We start from the raw sequence: 19,090 nt of genomic DNA, 5'->3' as shown, positions 1-19,090 counted from the left end.
GGTTTCCTGCGAGGGCGATCGCCGTCGAACGGCCGGGAGTCCTGTCGCCGCGAATCTGACTGGCGCGAGCCGCGCGAAACATATGCGCCGCCGGAAGGTGTAAACTCGCCGGAACGCGAGCCGGGGCTCCGGCGCGGCGCGCCGTCCCGCGGGGCCCTGGCCGAACGTGCGGGGCGTTCACCGCGCGCCGGAGCGTCGTCCCGGTGGGGCCGGTCGCCGCGTGCCGGGCGTTCGGAGCGGACGGGCCGGTCGTCGCGCGCGCGGCGCTCGTCGCGCACCGGGCGTTCGTTGCGGCCAAAGAGTTCGCCGCGATCGCCGCGTCCACCGCGTGCCGGGCGGTCGTCGCGGCCGGAGCGCTCTGCACGAGCCGGACGATCATCCCGCGACGGGCGCGTATCGCGCGACAGGCCGTCGCGGGGGCCGCGGCCACGTCCGGTGCTTTCCTCCCGTCGGCCTTCTTCGCGGCGGCCGTCGCTACGGGGGGCGCCATCGCGTCCGGTTCTATCGGCGCCGCGCCGACCTCCGTTGCCTGAGCTGTTGCCAGAGCCGGTGCGGAAGGGGCCGCGAGAAGATCCGCCATCGCGGGAAGAGCTGCCACGCTTCGGGCCGCCGGATTTGAAAGGAGGTTTGGACATTCGCCCGCCCATACCTGTTGATCGCCGCTTCATCCAGCCTTCCCTTCGAGCATTGCGGCGTTAGGTTGGCGCGGGATCGCAATTTCAGGGAGTAAGGCGTGGACGCCCAAAGCATCGAACAGCGTCGCGGCGTCTGGGATTCAATCAAGCCCTATCTCGAAAAGGAATCGCTGGCGGCATTCCTGCTCGGCCTGTCATCGGGTTTTCCTTATGCGATGATCGGCGCGACGCTGACGACGCGCCTGGCGCAGGACGGGATCGACAAGAAGACCGTTACCGCTTTCACGCTTGCCTTCCTTGTCTATAATCTCAAGATTTTCTGGGCCTGGATCATCGATGGCGTACGCCTTCCGGTGATCGGCCGGCTTGGCCAGCGCGTCTCGTGGATGCTGGTTTGCGGCGTGTTTGTGATCGCCGCGGTGCTCAATCTGGCGCTGGTCGATCCGGCTGCCAGTATCCGGGCGACGGTCATCGCCGCCGTGCTGGTGGGCGCTGCCGGCGCCAGCTTCGACATCGTTATCGACGCCTACCGTATCGAGACGCTGAAGCCCTACCAGCTCGGCACCGGCTCGGGCATGAGCCAATATGGCTGGCGCATCGGCTCTGCCGGTGCGGGCGCGCTGGCGCTGATTCTGGCGGCGCGTTATGGCTGGAGCGCGGGCTATGCGGCCTGTGCGGTCTTCGCGCTGCCCGCAATGCTCACCGCGCTGTTCCTCGGCGAGCCGGAACGCCGCAAGGTGGTGGTGGAAAAGCGCGGTGTCGTGGAGGTCTGGAATTCGATTGCCGGGCCGTTTGGCGAGTTTTTCCGCCGCAACGGCGCGTTTCTCGTCCTGCTGTTCATCCTCGTCCACAAGATCGGCGACACGCTGGCCAATCTCACGTTCCGCCTGCTGTTCGACGATCTTGGCTTCAGCAATGACGAAATCGCCATCTACGACGTGGGGCTGGGCTTCTGGGCCTATCTGATCGGCGTGTTCATCGGCGGGGTGGCATTCGCAAAGATGGGCCTGAAGCGCTCTGTCATGGTTTCGCTGGTGCTGATGGGGATTTCCAATCTCAGCTTCGCGGCGCTGGCTGCCGCCGGGCACAGCAACTGGGGAATGGCCGGCGCAATCGGGTTCGAGAACATCGCTTCGGGTTATGGCGGGGTCGTCGTCATCGCCTATTTCTCGGCGCTCTGCGACTTGCGCTATACGGCCTCGCAATATGCCCTGATTTCGGCGAGTGCCAGTGTCGTCGGCCGTTTCCTGACCGGTACGACGGCAGGCGCCCTGATCGAGGCCTTGGGCTACGTGAACTTCTACCTCGTCACCACCGTCGCTTCGCTGCCCGGCATCGTCCTGTTCTGGTGGATGTGCCGGACCGGCCTTGTCGATCAGGCGATGGGGACCGCGGGTGAGGACAATCCTGAGGAGTCCTAGTCGGGAATCTCGTCGTTGGCGCGCAGGACCTCGCCCGAGAGGTAGAGCGAGCCGGCGATCAGCACGGGCAGTCCGTCGTCGGGCAGGGCTGCCAGTGCTTCCTCCACGGAGCGCGCTGCCAGGGCTTTGGACCCAAAGCTTGCAGGGCCATGACATTCGTGGCCAGGCACCGGAACCGCGCGGATGCTCGCGAGATTCGCGGCGAGCGGATCGGTGATGGCGCCAGGGTCCTTGTTCGCGAGCATTCCGATCACGAGATGCAGGCGCTGCCCGGCGAAGTGGCGGCCGATCGCGAGCCCAGCATCGGGATTGTGACCGCCATCGAGCCACACTTCTCGTGCTCCTGCGAAATGGGTGAGCGGGCCGGCTGACAGGCGTTGCAGCCGCGCTGGCCAGCGCGCCGCTGCGATGCCCTGCGCCATAGCTTCGGGCGAGACGGAAACACGGTCCTGATGGCGCAGGATGGCGACGGCCAGTGCCGCATTCTCGGCCTGGTGGGAGCCCGGCAGGCTGGGCAGCGGCAGCACGAGTTCGCCGTGCCGGTCCGAATACTCGATCCTTTCGCCCACGCTGGCGTCCCAGTCCCGCCCCCGCATGTGCAGCGGTGCACCGGCGGTCATGGCGGCACGTTCGATTTCGAGTTCGGCTGATTCCGGATAGGCGAGGGTGCAGGCCGGAGCGCCGGGACGGACGATGCCGGCCTTTTCGAAGGCGATGCGGGCGAGCGGTTCCTGGGGAACCCCCGGCTCCGGCCGAAGCAGGAAGGCCTCATGGTCGATGCCCAGCGTGACGATGCCGACCGCGGCCGGATGTTCGATCACGTTGGTGGCATCGAAGCGCCCGCCAAGCCCGACTTCGATCACGCAGGCATCCGCAGGAACCCGCGCGAATGCGAGGAAGATCGATGCCGTCGTCACTTCGAAGAAACTGGGAGCAAGGTCTTCGCCGGTATCGAGCACTTCCGCCAGCAAGGTGGCCAGCATGCCGTCGTCGATAAGCTTGCCGGCCAGGCGGATACGCTCGTTGTAGCGCACGAGGTGCGGCTTGGTGGCGGTGTGGACCGTCAGCCCCTGCGCTTCCAGCATGGCGCGCAGGTAAGTGCAGGTCGAACCCTTGCCGTTGGTTCCGGCCACATGGAAGGTCGGCGGCAGGTGCTTTTGCGGGTCGCCGAGACGCGCAAGGAGCATGCGGATCGTTTCGAGGCCGAGGCGACCCTGCGGCACGGCGAGCGCGCCGAGCCGGTCGAGCTGGGCCTGAACCTCGGGCGAATCCGAAACCGCGAAGTCGCGCATCGGCGGAATTCCGTGCTTATCGGGCGGCGTGGACAGCCTCGGCCAGGGCCGAGGTCAGTTCGCGCAAATGTGCCGGGGCTTCGGTTCCATGCTGCTTGACCAGATCGACCAGAGCCGAACCGACCACGACACCATCCGCGACTTTGGCGATCTGCGCTGCCTGTTCGGGGGTACGGACGCCGAATCCGACCGCAACCGGGATCGTGCTGGCCGCCTTGAGCTTTGCCACGGCGTCCTCGATCGAGCCCTGAGCGGCCTGCTGCATGCCGGTCACACCGGCGACAGAGACGTAGTAGAGGAAGCCCGAGGAGCCACTGAGAACGGCAGGAAGGCGCGCGGCGTCGGTCGTCGGCGTCGCGAGGCGGATCAGCGAGACGCTCCTGGCGCGCAAGGCCGGACCGAGCTCGGCATCTTCCTCGGGCGGGATGTCGACGCAGATCACGCCGTCGACACCGGCCTTGGCGCATTCATCCGCGAACCAGTCCGCGCCGCGCGCGATCATCGGGTTGGCATAGCCCATCAGCACCAGCGGAACCTGCGGATGACGGGCGCGGAATTCGCTTGCCATGCGGAAGATGTCGGTGGTCTTGGTGCCGGCGTCGAGGCTGCGGATGTTCGCTTCCTGGATCGCCGGGCCGTCGGCCATGGGATCGGTGAAGGGCATGCCGAGTTCGATCACGTCGCACCGCCTGCGACCAGCGCGTCGAGATTGGCGGCAGTGTCGCCATCGCCGCCGGTGATGAAGCAGACGAGCGCCGCCCGGCTTTTCCCGTTAATTTCCTTGGCGAATGCGGTTTCGAAGCGGGTCATCGATTAAAGCTCCACGCCCAGCGCTTCGGCGACGGTGAAGATGTCCTTGTCGCCGCGGCCCGAGACGTTGACGACGAGCAGCTTGTCCTCGTCCATCTGAGCCGTCAGCTGCGGCAGCGCGGCCAGCGCGTGCGAGCTTTCGAGCGCCGGGATGATGCCTTCGAGTTCGCAGCAGAGCTGGAACGCTTCGAGGGCCTGCGTATCGGTGATCGGCACGTAGTTCACGCGGCCGCTCTCATGCAGCCACGAGTGCTCCGGCCCAAGCCCCGGATAGTCGAGCCCGGCCGAGATCGAGTGTGCCTCGGTGATCTGGCCGTCCTCGTCCTGCAGAAGGTAGGTCTTGTTCCCGTGGAGGATGCCGGGCTTGCCGCCGGTCAGCGAGGCAGCGTGCTTGTCGGTGTCGATGCCGTGGCCCGCTGCCTCGATGCCGGTCATTGCGACTTCGGGATCGTCGAGGAAGGGGTGGAACAGGCCGATCGCGTTCGATCCGCCGCCCACGGCTGCCACCAGCATGTCGGGCAGGCGACCTTCCTTCTCCAGCATCTGCTCGCGCGTTTCCTTGCCGATGATCGACTGGAAATCGCGCACCAGTTCAGGATAGGGGTGCGGGCCTGCGGCAGTGCCGATGATGTAGAAAGTGTCGTGGACGTTCGCGACCCAGTAGCGCAGCGCGTCGTTCATCGAGTCCTTGAGGGACTGCGATCCGCTTTCGCAGGAGATCACTTCCGCGCCCAGCAGCTTCATGCGGAACACGTTGGGCTTCTGGCGCTCGATGTCCTTGGCGCCCATGAAGATCTTGCAGGGCAAGCCGAAGCGCGCGGCGACGGTGGCCGTGGCGACGCCGTGCTGGCCGGCACCGGTTTCGGCGATGATCTTCTTCTTGCCCATGCGGATGGCGAGCAGGATCTGGCCGATGCAGTTGTTGATCTTGTGCGCGCCGGTGTGGTTCAGCTCTTCGCGCTTGAAGTAGACCTTCGGGCCTTTGCCTTCCGGGGCAAGGGCGCGGAAATACTCGGTGATGCGCGGCGCATAGTAGAGCGGGCTGGGACGGCCCACGAAATCCTTCATCAGCGCGTCGAATTCCGCCCAGAATGCCGGGTCCGCCTGTGCCTTGCGGTATTCCGTCTCGAGATCGAGGATCAGCGGCATCAGGGTCTCGGCGACGTAGCGACCACCGAACTGGCCGAAGTGGCCGGTATCGTCGGGCAGGCTGCGGAGACTGTTCACGGGCGTCTGTGCGGTCATGATCGGGCCGATTGGCAGAGCGGCGCGGCCAAGTCCAGCGCCTTCGCCTCTATTAGACTGCATGGGGACGAGTTGCCCGATTTCAATTGCAAATCATGCAACACCACTGAATGCATTGGCAATATAATGTCTGTAAGCGGCAGTTTCATGACGGTTTCGGGTAATTATGAATAATTTTGTTCATCTGGGCGAAAGGTAAGGGGGAGCAGCGGGGCCTCCCCCGGTGAGGGCCGGGGACACACTGGAGTTAAAAAATATGCGTATTGCACTCGTTTCGCTCGCCGCGGTTGCTGCCGTGGCTGCTGCTACTCCCGCCCTGGCCAACGAAGCACGCGTTGAAGCGCGCACCGGCGTGATCTGGGACGGTAGCGACAGCGAAGCAGTTGCTGGCGTCGCTGTCGGTTACGATTACGACCTGGGTGACAAGTTCTTCGTGGGCGTCGAAGGTTCGGCGGACAAGATCCTGACCGACAACACCCGCGTTTCGTGGGGCGTCGGCGGCCGCGCCGGCTTCAAGGTCCTTCCGGCCACCAAGCTTTATGCCGCTTCGACCTGGCAGTCGAAGTTCAGCAAGTACGGCAACAGCGCCGTTGCTGTTGGTGGCGGTGTCGAGCAGGGTCTCGGCAGCCAGTTCTACGCCAAGGCTGAATACAAGCACCTGCTGGTTGGCGACAACACCCCCGACGCAGACGTCGGCCTGGTTGGCGTCGGCTACAAGTTCTGATCGAACGCTTCGGCCTGGCGCAGCTACCGAGTTCGCCAGGCGGGGCCGGACGATGGGAATCCGCTCTGCAAGGAGCGTAAGCCAGGGAAGGGCGGTCTATGAGGGGCCGCCCTTTCTCTTTGGGTCAGGCCGCGGCTGCTCAGGCGCCGCGCACGGCGCGGGCGAAGGCATCGATCCGGTCGAGGTCCTTTACGCCCGGCGCGCTTTCCACGCCCGAGGACGTATCGACCAGCGGCGTGCGGGTCATCCTGATGGCCTGAGCGACGTTGTCCGGCGTAAGGCCGCCAGCGAGGCCCCAGGGGACCGGCCCCTGCCAGTCCGCCACCAGGCTCCAGTCGAAGCTGAGGCCCATTCCGCCCGGCAGCGAGCCCTTGGGCGTCTTGGCGTCGAACAGCACGAGATCCACGGCACCGGCATAGGCTGCGGCCCTGGCGGCATCTTCGGCGGTGGCCACGGACAGGGCTTTCCACACCGCTATCCCGAAGCGATCTCGCAATTGCGCGGCGCGTTCGGGGCTTTCACTGCCATGAAGCTGGAGTGCATCGAGGCGGGCGCCGGCCACGGCTTCGGCGATCGCCGCGTCATCGGCATCGACGAACAGCCCGACCTTGCCGATGCGGTTTCCGGCCTGCTGCGAAAGCAGGGCAGCCTGCGCGGGCGTGACGTTCCGGGGGCTTCTGGGAAAGAACACGAAGCCGGCGTGGGCCGCCCGCGCGCGGATCGCCGCTTCGAGCGCTTCGGGCGTGCTTATCCCGCAGATCTTGATCGCCGCAGTTGGCATGTCGCTTTTCTGGCCTAGATTGTGTCCCCGATGTGAAGGGGGACCGATGATGAACCGACTGGGCCGCTATCTAATGCCATTTGCCGCCGCTGCAATGCTGGGAGGCTGCGGGGTGAAGGAGTCGTTCAAGGATGCCGAGATCGAAGTCGGCAAGTTCCATCAGGCGCTCGATGCCGGGCAGTGGCAGCAGATCTGGACCAAGGCCGATCCGCAATTGCGCGAGACGACTCAGCGCCCGCAGTTCGAGAAGTTCCTCGATGCCGTGCATCGCAAGCTGGGCAAGGTCCGCGAAGCGAAGCAGGTCGGCTGGAATGCCAATGCCACCACCGGCGGCAGCTTCGTCACCCTCACGTACCAGACGACCTTCGAGCATGGCTCCGGGGTCGAGCAGTTTGTCTATCGCAAGGGTGACGGAGGCGGAATGACCCTGGTGGGCTACAACATCGATTCGCAGGATATGATGCTGAACTGACCGGGGGCTGCCAGAGGGGGGATCAGGGGGCGAGTTCGAACTGCACCGTGACGTTCACGTTGGTTTCCAGTTCGCCTGCGGCGACCGGGGGAGCGGCGGCCACGGAATCCATGGCAGCCTTGGCGCGGTACATGATCGGTGACGGCGAATAACCGCCGCTCTCGCTGATGGAAATGATGCGGGGCCACCCCGCAGGCCGGTGGCGCCGGCATAGAGATCGGCCCGTGCGCGCGCGTCCTTGATCGCGGCGACTCGCGCCTCGTTCTGCGCGGCGTCGGGCTGGGAGAGCATGAAGTTGGGGCCGTTGACCTGATTCGCGCCGGCCTTGACCAGCGCGTCGATCACCTTGCCCATATCGTCGAGCTTGCGCTGGCGAACGCTGACGGTGTTGCCGGCCTCGTAACCGACGATCTCGCGCGGGCCGTCGACATAGGATCCGTCAGGCTGGCGCTTGGGCTGCGCATAGACCGGGTTGACGCTGAGACTGCTGGTCTGGATGTCCTTGTCGGCAACGCCTGCACGCTTGAGCGAGGCGATGACCTGGCTCATCCGCGTCGAATTGCTGTTCAGCGCTTCGCTGGCGGTGGCGCCCTGCGTGGTGACGCCCGCCGAGAAGCCCGCCATGTCAGGCGTGCGGGTGGAAGAGCCTTGTGCGTTGATCGTCAGCAGCGTGTGGCCCGCGGCGATGGCGGGGATCATGCCGGAGTCCTGGGCAACGGCGGGAACCGCCATCGTCGATGCCAGGGCGGCAGTGGTAACGGCAAGCAGGTTCAGGGATTTCATGAGGTCGCACTCTCTATCCATTTGGCCATTCATTGGCCGGATCAACGATCTGGCTGGCGAGAGGTTGCCCGGCGCTGAACCGTGCATTTTGCGCTATGAAAGGTTTGTGTTCCACGCGGGGTCGCACCGGCCCGAACGGGCCGGTGACGCGAACAACCGCCGGCAGCGGATTTCAGTTCAGAGTGTGGCCTCGATCGCGCGCGCGGCGGCGAGGGGGTCTTCGGCGCGGCTGATCGGGCGGCCGACGACAAGTACGCTGGCGCCGGCATCGCGCGCGGCGCGCGGGGTCATGGTGCGCTTCTGGTCGCCATTGCGGCCATCGTCCGGGCGCAGGCCGGGGACGACGAAGTAGCCGTCCTTCCACTGCTGATGGACGGCGGCGACTTCGTGGCCCGAGCAGACGATGCCGTCGAGCCCGGCAGAATGGGCAAGATCCGCCAGGCGCAGGGCCTGTTCGTGCGGTTCGGCGTTGACGCCGATGGCGTTCAGGTCGCCGCCATCGAGGCTGGTCAGCACGGTGACCGCCACGACCTTGCAGTTCTCTCCGGCAGCGGCCTTGGCGTCTTCCATCATGGCGCGGCCACCGGCGGCGTGGATGGTGACGATCGACGGTTCGAGCACGTGGATCGCCTGCATGGCGCCGGCCACGGTGTTCGGAATGTCGTGCAGCTTGAGGTCGAGAAAGATCGGCAGGCCGAGCTTGTGCAGTTCGTGCACGCCGTGATGGCCGTGGGCGCAGAAGAATTCGAGACCGAGCTTGATCCCGCCGATGTGCCCGGAAACCTTTCGCGCCAGCGCCTCTGCGGCGTCTAGGCGGGGCAGGTCGAGGGCGAGATAGACGGGATTGCTGTTCATGTTCTCAAGGTTCCGGCGAGGGTTCTGGGGTGGAGAGGGGTGTTTCGACGGTGGTCGGGGAAGCGACGGCCGACGGCACGCTGTTGGCGCGCAGCGAGTTTTCCAGGCTGGCGATGCGGCGCTGGAGCCGCCAGCGCATCGCGCGCAGGTAGAGCCACACCGGGGCCATGCCGAGGCCGAAGAAGACCAGCGCCACGACGCCGACCGGCCATTCGAAATGAACGTAATTGGCATCGTCGAGCGGCCAGAAGTTCACCGGGACCTTCGTCCAGTTCATGGCTATGAAAGCGACCAGGATCGCGGTGATCGCAATCCACAGCACCGTGCGGACTATCTGCATGTTCCCTCCGGCAATTCGTGTACCAAGACCTTCGCAATCGCGCTCGATGCTAAGCGCGATTGCGAGGCATGGGAAGTGTCGGCTGGAAGCTTAGTTCCCGAAAACGCGCGCGAAGATCGTGTCGACCTGCTTGAAGTGATAGTCGAGGTTGAACTTGTCCTCGATCACTTCGACCGGCAGCGCGGCGGTGACTTCCTCATCCGCCTTGAGAAGTTCGAGCAGCGAGAGCTGACCGTCCGATTCCCACACCTTCATCGCATTGCGCTGAACCAGGCGATACGACTGGTCGCGCGTCAGGCCCGCCTGCGTCAGCGCCAGCAGCACGCGCTGCGAGTGGACGAGGCCGCCCATGCGGTCGAGGTTCTTCTGCATGCGCTCGGGATAGACGAGCAGCTTGTCGATCACGCCGGTGAGGCGGGCCAGTGCGAAGTCGAGGGTGATGGTCGCGTCGGGGCCGATGAAGCGTTCGACCGAGGAGTGCGAGATGTCGCGCTCGTGCCAGAGTGCCACGTTTTCCATCGCCGGGACCACCGCCGAGCGTACGACGCGGGCAAGGCCGGTGAGGTTTTCGGTCAGCACCGGGTTGCGCTTGTGCGGCATGGCCGACGAGCCCTTCTGGCCGGGAGAGAAGTATTCTTCCGCCTCAAGCACTTCGGTGCGCTGAAGGTGGCGGACTTCGATGGCGAGGCGTTCGATCGAGCTGGCGATCACGCCCAGCACGGCGAAGAACATGGCGTGGCGATCGCGCGGGATGACCTGCGTCGAGACCGGCTCGACCGCGAGGCCGAGCTTGTCGGCCACATAGTCTTCCACGGCCGGATCGACGTTGGCGAACGTGCCCACGGCGCCCGAGATCGCGCAAGTGGCGACTTCCTCGCGGGCGGCGAGCAGGCGCGTCTTGCAGCGCGAGAATTCGGCATAGGCTTCGGCCATCTTGAGGCCGAAAGTCACCGGCTCGGCGTGGATGCCGTGGCTGCGGCCGATGGTCGGGGTGTACTTGTGCTCTTCGGCGCGGCGCTTGATCGCGGCCAGCAGGGCGTCGAGGTCTTCGAGCAGGATGTCCGCGGCCTTGACGAGCTGGACGTTCAGCGTGGTGTCGAGCACGTCGGAGCTGGTCATGCCCTGGTGCATGAAGCGCGCTTCGGGCCCGACCTGCTGGGCTACCCAGTCAAGGAAGGCGATCACGTCATGCTTGGTCACGGCCTCGATGGCGTCGATCGCGGCGACGTCGATGGTCGGGTTGGTGGCCCACCAGTCCCACAGGGCCTTGCCGGCGCTCTCGGGCACGGTGCCCATCTCGCCCATCTTCACGGCGGCGTGCGCCTCGATCTCGAACCAGATGCGGTAGCGGGCTTCGGGTTCCCAGATCGCGGTCATTGCGGGGCGGGCGTAACGGGGGACCATGTTCGACTCCTTGAGTGACCTGACTCGACCGGGGCTGCGCTGGCAGGCTGACCGGGCCTCTTGCGCCAGAGCCGCTAGGGCGGGCTTGCGATAAAGGCAAGGGCGCGTGGGCCCGCTTCTCGCAATCCTGAGGCCGGATCGCGGCCGTTCCGGCGCGGGCGTGCAAGGTTTGCACGGCCTGGGCGGTGTTCGGGACGGTTATCGAAGCGCTCCGCAACCTTTGCGAGGAAACGATTTTTCCGGCTTCAAGGAGCCATGTTCAACGAGATGCGCTATCGAGAGGACAGCTTTTCGCGGCTCCTCGTCACAACAGGAAGAACAAGCGATGCGACGTGCGCTTTCGATTTTTCTCGCCACCGCCTTCATTCTGGGCACGCCCGCGGCCCAGGCGGAGGAAACGAAGCTGGAGGAATTCGGCACCGATCTCGAACGCTTCCCCTATCCCTGGAAGGTCGAGCGCATGGAGCTGAAGGTCGGCGCCGAAAGCGCCTCGATGGCCTATATGGACGTGCAGCCGGACCAGCCCAACGGGCAGGCCGTCGTCCTGCTCCACGGCAAGAACTTCTGCGGTGCGACGTGGGAGGATACCGCCCGCACCCTGCTCGGCGCGGGCTACCGGGTGTTGATCCCCGACCAGCTCGGCTTCTGCAAATCGTCGAAGCCTGCCTCCGCGCAGTACAGTTTCGCGATGATGGCCGATGCGACGCACCGGCTGATGGAGAAAGTCGGGCTGGAGAAGGCGATCATCCTCGGCCATTCGACCGGTGGCATGCTTGGCCTGCGTTTCGCGCTGATGTATCCCGGCGCGGTGCAGCGGCTCGTGCTGGTGAACCCGCTTGGCCTTGTCGATCGCATGGAGGAGGGCGTGCCCTATGTCCCGCTCGACAAGCTGCTCGCTGCCGAGAAGGCCAAGGGATATGCCGAAATGCGGCAGTACCAGCTCGATACTTATTACCATGGTGAGTGGAAGCCTGCCTACGACCGCTGGGTCGCGATGCTGGCGGGCCAATATGCCACGCCGGACAACGATGCCGCCGAACTGGCACAGGCCAAGACCGCCGAGATGATCCTGACCCAGCCGGTTTCGCACGAGTTCGGCCGCCTCGCCGTTCCCGTCACGCTGATGATCGGGATGAAGGACACGACGGTGTTCGGCAAGGGACAGGCCCCGGCCGAGGTGCGCGCGAAGCTGAAGCCGATTCCGGCGATTGCCCCTCAGGCGGCTGCGGCGATGCCGTCCGCGCGCATCGTCGAACTGCCGGACTTCGGCCATTCGCCGCAAGTGGAAGCGCCGGAGGTGTTCGGCGCGAAATTGCTGGACGTGCTGAGCGCCCCGGCGCCGTGAAGGCCGGATATCGACCGGAGAGGAAAGACGCGTGGGCTGTTACGGGCTCGGCGGCAGGGCGCCGGGGTTCCGGCGGCACGCCGGTGCAGGGGTGGCCGAGGCCTTCCAGCGCAGTTCGTAAGTGACGAGAAAGCCGTCATGGTCCGATAGCCTGGGGCTTTCCGGGCGTCCGTCAAACAGGGCCTCCACCCGGATCGGGCGGATCCGGACGCTGTCTCCGCTCCACAGGAACTGCAGGTCCTGCGTGTCCATCCACGGTTCGTCGCCATCCCATGACATGCGCACGTCGCATCCGGAAGCAGGCTCGGCGCAGATGCGATGGACGAGATCGAGCGACTGATAGCGGGAGAAGTTCTCCCAGCGCTGTTCCGAATGGCGCATGTTGAAATCGCCCCCGAAGATCAGCGGCGTTGCGTCATCGTGAGTCCGGTCGATGAACTCGGAGGCTTCGAGCGCCTGCCGGTCATGCGCTGCGAGATTCCGCGCGGCCGGGGCCCGGGAGGCCCCGCGCGAATTCATGTGCGTATCGTAGATGTCGATCAGCGTGGGCACGCCGGGAATCTCGATTCGCGCCAGTGCGATGCCCTTGTTGGCGAGGCAGTCGAACCCGGCGCAGGATTTGCGCCCATAGGCGCGCCGCGCGGTATCGACGATCGCGTAGCGCGAGGCGATGGCAAGGCCGCTGCCGAAGAAATGAATGCCGATCTCGCCGCGCTGGAGATTGGAGTTGCCCGGCAGCTTCTGCCTGGTGGAGCCGCGGGCGCGGGTGGTGCGGTGCGGGCCGGAGTGGATTGCGGGGTACCCGGTGGATGCGACCGCCCGCTTGGCGGCATCGCTGAACATCTCCTGGAACAGCACCACGTCGGGGGCGGTTCCGGCAGCGCGCATGGCGGAAAGGCGTTGGCCGATCTGCGAGAGGGACGGCCCCCGGCCGCTCCGCGCGGGCCAGGAGAGGCCTTCCATATTGTAAGTCAGCACCGAAAGTGTCGCGGTGGCCGTTTGCCCGTCGTCGAGCAGCGTGATCGGGGGCGGCTGGACGGCGCTGCATGGCACTTGCGCCGAAGGGGGCGCCATCGTGTTGCAGCCGGCGACCAGCAGCATGAGGCCGATTCCCGCAGCGCTTCGGGAAAGAGCAGGTCCACCATTCATCCGTTTGCGGAAATACATGCCAGCGACCTAAGTCCTGCGAGATCGCAAGTCCATGGCGGCGCGGTCAGGCGGTGGGCCACTGGAACTCCATGCACACTTCACCGGAGGTGGTGCCGTCCGGGGCGAAGCTGCGCTCCACGATCGTGCCCTTGCCGCCGCGCTGTACGGCCAGCACCGTGCTGCACCGCGTGCCGTAGAGGGGATCGCGAATGAAGACCGGGGCGAAGCGCGGCTCCGGGCCGTCTTCGGAAATGGCGAGTCGTGGGTCCGGGGTTTCGGCGCGCAGTGCGGCGAGCAGGTCTGCAGGGTTAGCATCGCCCTGGGCCAGCCAGGTGGCAATCGACTGCTCGACCTGGAGCGTCTTGGGCCAGGGCACGTCGAACCCGCCGTTCGAAAGGCCATGGATGCCCGGCAGGAGCGGGCGTGATTCGGGGGCGGGGTGGTTGGTCAGGAAACGCGCCTCGCCCGCCGCCACTTCGACGAGGTTGAAGGGGTTCATCGATTCGACCGGTTCGGACCGGCGGCCTTCGAGCAGATCGGTGACAAGCTTTCCGCGTGAAGGCCTGCCGGGCACGGAGCCTTCCGGCACCCGGTAATTGGTCACGAGGACGAATCGGTTCGTCCTTGCCGTTTCGCCTTCGGTGAGGCCTAGCCAGGTGCCCCCGCCCAGCAGGTCCCGTCCGGCGATGATGCCGCTTCCGTCACCCCAGCGCGCGAGCGGGGCGGTGGGGCGGGTGTGGAACTCGTCCCGGTTGCCGGCAACCACGAGCGGCCATTCCGGGTGGGCCTGCCATGCCACGGCGGCAACGCACATCGTCAGATCAGTCCCTTGGCCCTGAGGCTCGTATGACCTTCCCGGCCGATGATGACATGGTCGTGCACCGAGATGCCGAGCAGCCGTCCGGCCTCGGCGATGCGGTTGGTGACCTCGATGTCGGCGCGGCTGGGCTGGGGCGAGCCGGAAGGGTGGTTGTGAACGAGAATCAGCGCCGTTGCCCCAATGTCCAGCGCACGGCGAATCACCTCCCGCGGATGGATGGCGGCTTCGTCGATCGAACCGTCGCCCACGAGGTCGTCGAGGATCAGCATGTTCTTCGAATTGAGATAGAGCACGCGCACGCGCTCACGCGTGAGGTGCGCCATGTCGATCGTCAGATAGTCTATCAAAGCCTGCCACGAGCCGATCACCGGTGTTTCGCGCACTTTCTGGCGGGCGAGGCGGGTCGCCGCGACAGTGACCACCCGCAGCGCGGCCACGGCCGCCTCGCCCATGCCGGGGTGGCCGGCCAGCGCGCGCGGATCCGCCTGCAGCACGCCGCCAGCGAGCCGAAGCGATGGATCAGGCTGCGGGCGAGGGGTTTCATGTCGCGCCGGGGAACGGCCTGCATCAGCAGGAGTTCTATGACCTCGTGATCCCCCAGAGCTTCCGCCCCACCTTCGACCAGCCGCTTGCGCAACCGGGCCCGGTGGCCGCTGGGATCGTTCCCCGTCTGCGCGGCGCGCCCATCCCGGGCACCCGAAACCCCACCGGCATCCGGGCCGGAGTTTTCGGCGGGTTCATCGAAGAGACTGTCGTGATCGGGCATAACGTGCACAGACAATTGCCTTTCCCGGACGCCAAGCGCAAGTGAAGGACCGGATGCCTCAGGAGCATGACCCAGCCACCGCTCCGGCGGAAACGCCCCCGCCGCGCCGCAAGCGCCGGAGGGCGTTTGCACTCGTCCTGCTGACGGGCGCCGCGCTCGGGCTGGCCGGCACATGGTTCTGGCGCGAGGACATCGCCGAAAACCTGATCTCCGGCGAGCTTGCCAAGCTGGGGCTTCCTGCCACTTACGAGATCGTCAACATCGGTCCTTCCGAACAGGTCGTGCGCAATCTCGTGATCGGCGATCCCCGCCGGCCGGACCTCACCGTCGAGGAAATCCGCGTCACCACGCGGCTGAACTGGGGTTGGCCGGGCATCGGGCGAATCACCGTGGTTCGCCCGCGCCTTTTCGGCACCCTTCACGGCGGCAGGTTCAGCCTGGGCACGCTCGACAAAGTGCTGAACGCGGGTGAGCCGAGCAAGGACTACGCCTTGCCCGACCTCGACGTGGCGGTGGAGGACGGGCGCGCCCTGATCGAGAGCGACTATGGCCGCATCGCTGCCAGGCTGGCCGGAAAAGGCGGGCTGCGCGGCGGGTTCGACGGCGAACTCGCGGCCCTTTCTCTGCATCTTGCCGCGCAAGGCTGCGAGGCGGGGCGGACCACGCTCTATGGCAGGGTCCGCATCTCCGGCGGCAAGCCCCGCTTCACCGGCCCGCTGCGGCTCGACGGTCTGGCCTGCCCGAAGCAGTCGCTTCGGGTGGCAAAGAGCGGCGCGCAGCTCGACGTGACGCTCGACCGGTTGCTCGACGGCGGCGAGGGCAGGATCGGTCTAGACGCCGGCGAGACAGGCTTCGCGGCCAACCGGCTGGAGGGCCTGACCGGCTCGGGACGTTTCACCTATCGCAGGCAGGCGCTCACCGCTCAGTTCCGCGTGGAGGCGAAAGGCCTCGCTACGCCGCAGGCGCGGCTGGGGGAACTGGCGTTCGATGGAAGCCTGCGCTCCGCAAACGGTCTTGCGCGATTCGATCTCGACGGAGACGTGACGGGCAAGGGCGTCTCCATCGGCGAATCGGTTGATGCCATGCTGGTCCAGGCGGCGCGCGCCGGGGAGGGCACGCTCGCCGCGCCGGTCGCCACGCAGGTCCGCTCTGCGCTGGCCCGTGAGACGCGGGGCAGTACGCTTGACGCAAACCTCATCCTGAGGCGCGGCGAGGACGGGTTCAGCCTGGTGGTGCCGCGCGGCCATTGGCGCGGGGCCAGCGGTGCCTCGTTGCTGGCGCTGTCCCGCCTGCAGGCGAAATTCGGGGCGAACGACCGCCGCCCCGTGGTCACCGGCAATTTCGCAAGCGGCGGGCAGGGATTGCCGCAAGTTTCCGGGCGGATGGAAAGCGATGCACGCGGCCATCTCGCGCTGCAGGTCGAGATGCCGGAATACCGCGCCGGCGATTCCCGCGTGGCCCTGCCGCATTTCGCGCTGAGCCAGACGCCTGACGGCACGATGAGCTTCACCGGCGAAACGCGCCTTTCCGGTGCCTTGCCCGGCGGCGCGGCGCAGGATCTGGTCTTGCCGATCGACGGGCGCTGGGGCGCGGACGGCACGCTTGCGGTCTGGCCGCGATGCACGACGATCGGCTTCGGGCGGCTTGCTTTTGCAAATCTCACGCTCGACAGGCGCAGCCTGCAGGTCTGCCCGGCGCGCGGCGGTTCGATCCTGCGCAGCCATGCAGGCGGGTTCGACATCGCCGCAGGCGTTCCGGCGCTCGACGTGTCCGGGCACCTCGGCGAAACCCCGATTCGCGTTGCCAGCGGTCCGCTCGGCTACGCGCAGTTCGCCGGCAGGCCCGGCGCGCTGACCGCGAAGGCGGTCGATGTCAGCCTCGGTCCGCGGGAGGCGCCATCGCGGTTCCGCCTCGCCACGCTGGATGCGCAAGTGGGCAAGGATATCGGCGGGGCGTTCGATGAAGCGGACATTTCGCTCGCCGCCGTCCCGCTCGACCTCAAGCAGACCGCGGGCAACTGGCGCTATTCGGGGGGCGTGCTCGCCATCGACAAGGCCCGCTTCACCCTGGTCGATCGCCAGCAGGCGCCGCGCTTCCAGCCTCTCGTCGCCCGCGACGGAACGCTGAGGCTGGAAAACAACGTCATTACCGCCCAGGCCGTGCTGCGGGAGCCCACCAGCGACCGTGAAATGGTCCGCGCCGACGTGGTCCACGATCTCGGCAAGGCGAGCGGCCATGCCGACCTCGCGGTCTCCGGGATCACGTTCGACAAGCAGGTCCAGGCCGAAACGCTCTCGCCTTTGCTGCTGGGCATCGTCTCGAACCTGGAAGGCAGCGTCCACGGCACCGGACGGATCGACTGGAACGGGCAGGGCGTGACCAGCCACGGGCGCTTCGCCACCGACGGCCTCGATTTTGCGGCGGCGTTCGGTCCGGTGAAGGGATTGAGCGGGGATATCGCGTTCACGGACCTGCTCGGCTTCGTCACTGCGCCAGACCAGAAGCTGAAGATCGCCTCGATCAATCCCGGCGTGGAAGTGACCGATGGGGAGCTGTCGTTCCAGATGGAGCCCGGCTACCTGCTGCGCCTGAACGGAGCACGCTGGCCGTTCATGTCGGGCACGCTGACGCTGGACCCGGCGACGATGCGCATCGGCGCCTCGGAAACACGGCACTACAAGCTCAACGTCAGCGGGCTCGACGCGGCGACCTTTGTTCAGCACCTCGAACTCACCAACATCAATGCCACCGGCGTCTTCGATGGCGAAGTGCCGCTGGTGTTCGATGAGCAGGGCGGGCGCATCGTCGATGGCTACCTCGCCTCGCGCGATCCGGGCGGCAATGTCAGTTATCTGGGCGCGCTGACCTACAAGGACCTTTCGGCGATGGGCAATTTCGCCTTCGGTGCGCTCAAGTCGGTGGACTACAGGCACATGGAGATCGGGCTGGGCGGCTCGATCTCGGGCGAACTTCTCACGCGCATCAGTTTCGACGGGCTCAGCCAGGGAACCAGTGCGCAGCGAAACTTCATCACCAAGCAGATCGCGAAGCTGCCGATCCGCTTCGTCGTCAAGATCAAGGCGCCGTTCTTCAAGCTCTTCGGCTCGATGCGTTCGCTTTACGATCCCACTTACGTCACCGATCCGCGTGCGGTCGGCATCTTCAGCACGGTGCCGGGGCAGGTCCCGACGGGCGATCCCGGTTCAACTCGTCCCGCCCCAGCCACCATTCAGCCTCCAGTCAGCGAGAATAATCCATGAAGGCCCTGGAATTGACCGGAAGCACTCCGGCTGCGACAAGTCCGGCGATGATGAGCCAGGCACTCCACAACCCGCAGCAGGTTCCCTTTCGGTCCGGCAGGCGCGCCGTTCGCGCCCTGATGGTGGTGATGGGTCTGGGATCGATGCTGGGCGGATGCGTGAATGTGAGCGCGCCCGACAAGCCGATCGTGATCGAACTCAACATCAACATCAGGCAGGAAGTTATCTATCGTCTCTCCCAGGACGCGGAGAACACGATCAAGGAAAACGAAGGCGTATTCTGATGAGCAAGATCCGTTTCAGCAGTCCCGTCGCCTATCTGGGTGCGATTGCGCTGGCACTTGGTGCCGGTAGCGGCGCGCTGGCGCAGGAAGGGCGCGACCCGGCCTATGCCGCAGCCCGTGCCGCAGGGCAGGTGGGCGAACAGAAGGACGGTTATCTCGGCGTGATCGGAGCGCCTTCCGCCGATATCCGCGCCATGGTTCGTGACCTCAACAACAAGCGGCGCGCGATCTACACCGAAAAGGCCGCGGGCAAGAGCACGATCGAGGAATATGCCTTTGCCACGGCATGCCGCCTGATCTCGCAGACCCAGCCGGGCGAAAAGTATCAGGCCCCCGATGGTTCGTGGAAGGTTCGCGGCGCCGGAGCGCCGGAGCGCGATGCACGCTGCCCCTGATATCGGGCTGGCGCTGATATCGACAGCGTCTAATGAACATTGAAAGGGCGGCCGGTTTTCCGGTCGCCCTTTTTCGTATGTCGAAGAGCGCCGCGTTCGCGAAGGCGAGCGGCCGGGCTTCCTCCCGAGCTGAATATCCCGGCGGACGTTCGGCGCGTTCTTGAGGATTTTCTTCGGCATCGTCCTTGCGGTATTGTCCGCAAGGCACCACTTCCGCAGCCTGATCGACACTTGGACACACGCCGTCGCGTGTGAACAACTGTTGCCGCGCGCCTCGTGCCATGGTTGACTCAAGAATAGCCCCACCCT

At 66.0% G+C, this 19,090-nt stretch carries 17 protein-coding genes and 2 pseudogenes; 8 read left to right on the top strand and 11 right to left on the bottom strand.

From position 1 onward, the window contains the following. Positions 1–203: 203 nt before the first annotated feature. Positions 204–533: a hypothetical protein gene (locus tag ADT71_RS31580; protein WP_054439817.1), complete on the top strand. Its 330-nt coding sequence runs from the start codon at positions 204–206 to the stop codon at positions 531–533. Positions 534–733: 200 nt separating this feature from the next. Then, the gene (locus tag ADT71_RS20620) at positions 734–2,056 is read left to right on the top strand and encodes an MFS transporter (RefSeq protein WP_082370471.1); all 1,323 of its coding nucleotides are present in this window, start codon (positions 734–736) and stop codon (positions 2,054–2,056) included. On the opposite strand, the gene ADT71_RS20615 is transcribed toward ADT71_RS20620, so the two are convergent. The 3 genes and pseudogenes from ADT71_RS20615 to trpB form a co-directional block, all read right to left on the bottom strand. After that, on the bottom strand, positions 2,053–3,348 hold the full coding sequence (locus ADT71_RS20615) for a folylpolyglutamate synthase/dihydrofolate synthase family protein (protein WP_054439814.1): 1,296 nt from the start codon (positions 3,346–3,348) through the stop codon (positions 2,053–2,055). The two genes, ADT71_RS20620 and ADT71_RS20615, sit on opposite strands and share 4 nt — an antisense overlap. A 16-nt stretch (positions 3,349–3,364) precedes the next feature. Further along, a pseudogene (gene trpA, locus ADT71_RS20610) lies at positions 3,365–4,158 on the bottom strand (tryptophan synthase subunit alpha). Between the two features lie 3 nt (positions 4,159–4,161). Continuing rightward, positions 4,162–5,403 carry a tryptophan synthase subunit beta gene (gene trpB / locus ADT71_RS20605; RefSeq protein ID WP_054439811.1) on the bottom strand — a complete coding sequence of 414 codons (1,242 nt, stop codon included), beginning with the start codon at positions 5,401–5,403 and terminating at the stop codon, positions 4,162–4,164. A 256-nt stretch (positions 5,404–5,659) separates the two neighbouring features. Here trpB and ADT71_RS20600 point away from each other — a divergent pair, with 256 nt between their 5' ends. Then, positions 5,660–6,127, top strand: a complete 468-nt coding sequence (locus ADT71_RS20600) for an outer membrane protein (protein WP_054439809.1) — start codon at positions 5,660–5,662, stop codon at positions 6,125–6,127. Between the two features lie 139 nt (positions 6,128–6,266). On the opposite strand, the gene ADT71_RS20595 is transcribed toward ADT71_RS20600, so the two are convergent. After that, complete coding sequence (locus ADT71_RS20595) at positions 6,267–6,908, bottom strand: phosphoribosylanthranilate isomerase (RefSeq protein WP_054439807.1); 642 nt, start codon at positions 6,906–6,908, stop codon at positions 6,267–6,269. Between the two features lie 49 nt (positions 6,909–6,957). On the opposite strand from ADT71_RS20595, the gene ADT71_RS20590 reads away from it, so the two are divergent. Continuing rightward, the gene (locus ADT71_RS20590) at positions 6,958–7,380 is read left to right on the top strand and encodes a DUF4019 domain-containing protein (protein ID WP_054439892.1); all 423 of its coding nucleotides are present in this window, start codon (positions 6,958–6,960) and stop codon (positions 7,378–7,380) included. 54 nt (positions 7,381–7,434) lie between these two features. On the opposite strand, the gene ADT71_RS20585 is transcribed toward ADT71_RS20590, so the two are convergent. The 4 genes from ADT71_RS20585 to purB form a co-directional block, all read right to left on the bottom strand. Next, positions 7,435–8,163: an SIMPL domain-containing protein gene (locus ADT71_RS20585; RefSeq protein WP_231636066.1), complete on the bottom strand. Its 729-nt coding sequence runs from the start codon at positions 8,161–8,163 to the stop codon at positions 7,435–7,437. A 177-nt stretch (positions 8,164–8,340) separates the two neighbouring features. Next, a complete protein-coding gene (gene pyrF / locus ADT71_RS20580; RefSeq protein ID WP_054439805.1) occupies positions 8,341–9,018 on the bottom strand; it encodes an orotidine-5'-phosphate decarboxylase in 678 nt (225 codons plus the stop codon). Between the two features lie 4 nt (positions 9,019–9,022). Continuing rightward, entirely contained in the window at positions 9,023–9,358 is a 336-nt protein-coding gene (locus ADT71_RS20575; protein WP_054439803.1) for a LapA family protein, read from the bottom strand. A gap of 90 nt (positions 9,359–9,448) precedes the next feature. After that, positions 9,449–10,762 carry an adenylosuccinate lyase gene (gene purB, locus ADT71_RS20570; RefSeq protein ID WP_054439801.1) on the bottom strand — a complete coding sequence of 438 codons (1,314 nt, stop codon included), beginning with the start codon at positions 10,760–10,762 and terminating at the stop codon, positions 9,449–9,451. Positions 10,763–11,087: 325 nt separating this feature from the next. On the opposite strand from purB, the gene ADT71_RS20565 reads away from it, so the two are divergent. Further along, complete coding sequence (locus ADT71_RS20565; protein ID WP_054439799.1) at positions 11,088–12,107, top strand: alpha/beta fold hydrolase; 1,020 nt, start codon at positions 11,088–11,090, stop codon at positions 12,105–12,107. A 39-nt stretch (positions 12,108–12,146) separates the two neighbouring features. On the opposite strand, the gene ADT71_RS20560 is transcribed toward ADT71_RS20565, so the two are convergent. The 3 genes and pseudogenes from ADT71_RS20560 to radC all read right to left on the bottom strand — a co-directional run bounded on the left by ADT71_RS20560 (position 12,147) and on the right by radC (position 14,842). After that, a complete protein-coding gene (locus tag ADT71_RS20560) occupies positions 12,147–13,208 on the bottom strand; it encodes an endonuclease/exonuclease/phosphatase family protein (protein WP_231636065.1) in 1,062 nt (353 codons plus the stop codon). Positions 13,209–13,320: 112 nt separating this feature from the next. After that, complete coding sequence (locus tag ADT71_RS20555; protein WP_054439797.1) at positions 13,321–14,070, bottom strand: NRDE family protein; 750 nt, start codon at positions 14,068–14,070, stop codon at positions 13,321–13,323. A 2-nt stretch (positions 14,071–14,072) separates the two neighbouring features. Further along, positions 14,073–14,842: pseudogene (gene radC, locus ADT71_RS20550) on the bottom strand (DNA repair protein RadC). 53 nt (positions 14,843–14,895) lie between these two features. Between radC and ADT71_RS20545 the strand changes: the two are divergent. Genes ADT71_RS20545 through ADT71_RS20535 form a run of 3 tightly spaced genes read left to right on the top strand, consistent with a single transcriptional unit; the run spans position 14,896 to position 18,781 of the window. Continuing rightward, the gene (locus tag ADT71_RS20545) at positions 14,896–18,102 is read left to right on the top strand and encodes a YdbH domain-containing protein (protein WP_054439887.1); all 3,207 of its coding nucleotides are present in this window, start codon (positions 14,896–14,898) and stop codon (positions 18,100–18,102) included. After that, positions 18,099–18,386: a YnbE family lipoprotein gene (locus ADT71_RS20540; protein ID WP_054439794.1), complete on the top strand. Its 288-nt coding sequence runs from the start codon at positions 18,099–18,101 to the stop codon at positions 18,384–18,386. The genes ADT71_RS20545 and ADT71_RS20540 overlap by 4 nt, the downstream gene beginning before the upstream one ends. Next, positions 18,386–18,781 carry a YdbL family protein gene (locus ADT71_RS20535; protein WP_054439792.1) on the top strand — a complete coding sequence of 132 codons (396 nt, stop codon included), beginning with the start codon at positions 18,386–18,388 and terminating at the stop codon, positions 18,779–18,781. The genes ADT71_RS20540 and ADT71_RS20535 overlap by 1 nt, the downstream gene beginning before the upstream one ends. Positions 18,782–19,090: the final 309 nt, after the last annotated feature.

The sequence above is a fragment of the Novosphingobium sp. ST904 genome, from assembly GCF_001298105.1.
Classification (GTDB): Bacteria; Pseudomonadota; Alphaproteobacteria; order Sphingomonadales; family Sphingomonadaceae; genus Novosphingobium.
The sequence above is the reverse complement of the archived record's forward strand: the minus strand, read 5'-3'. Positions and strand labels throughout refer to the sequence as shown.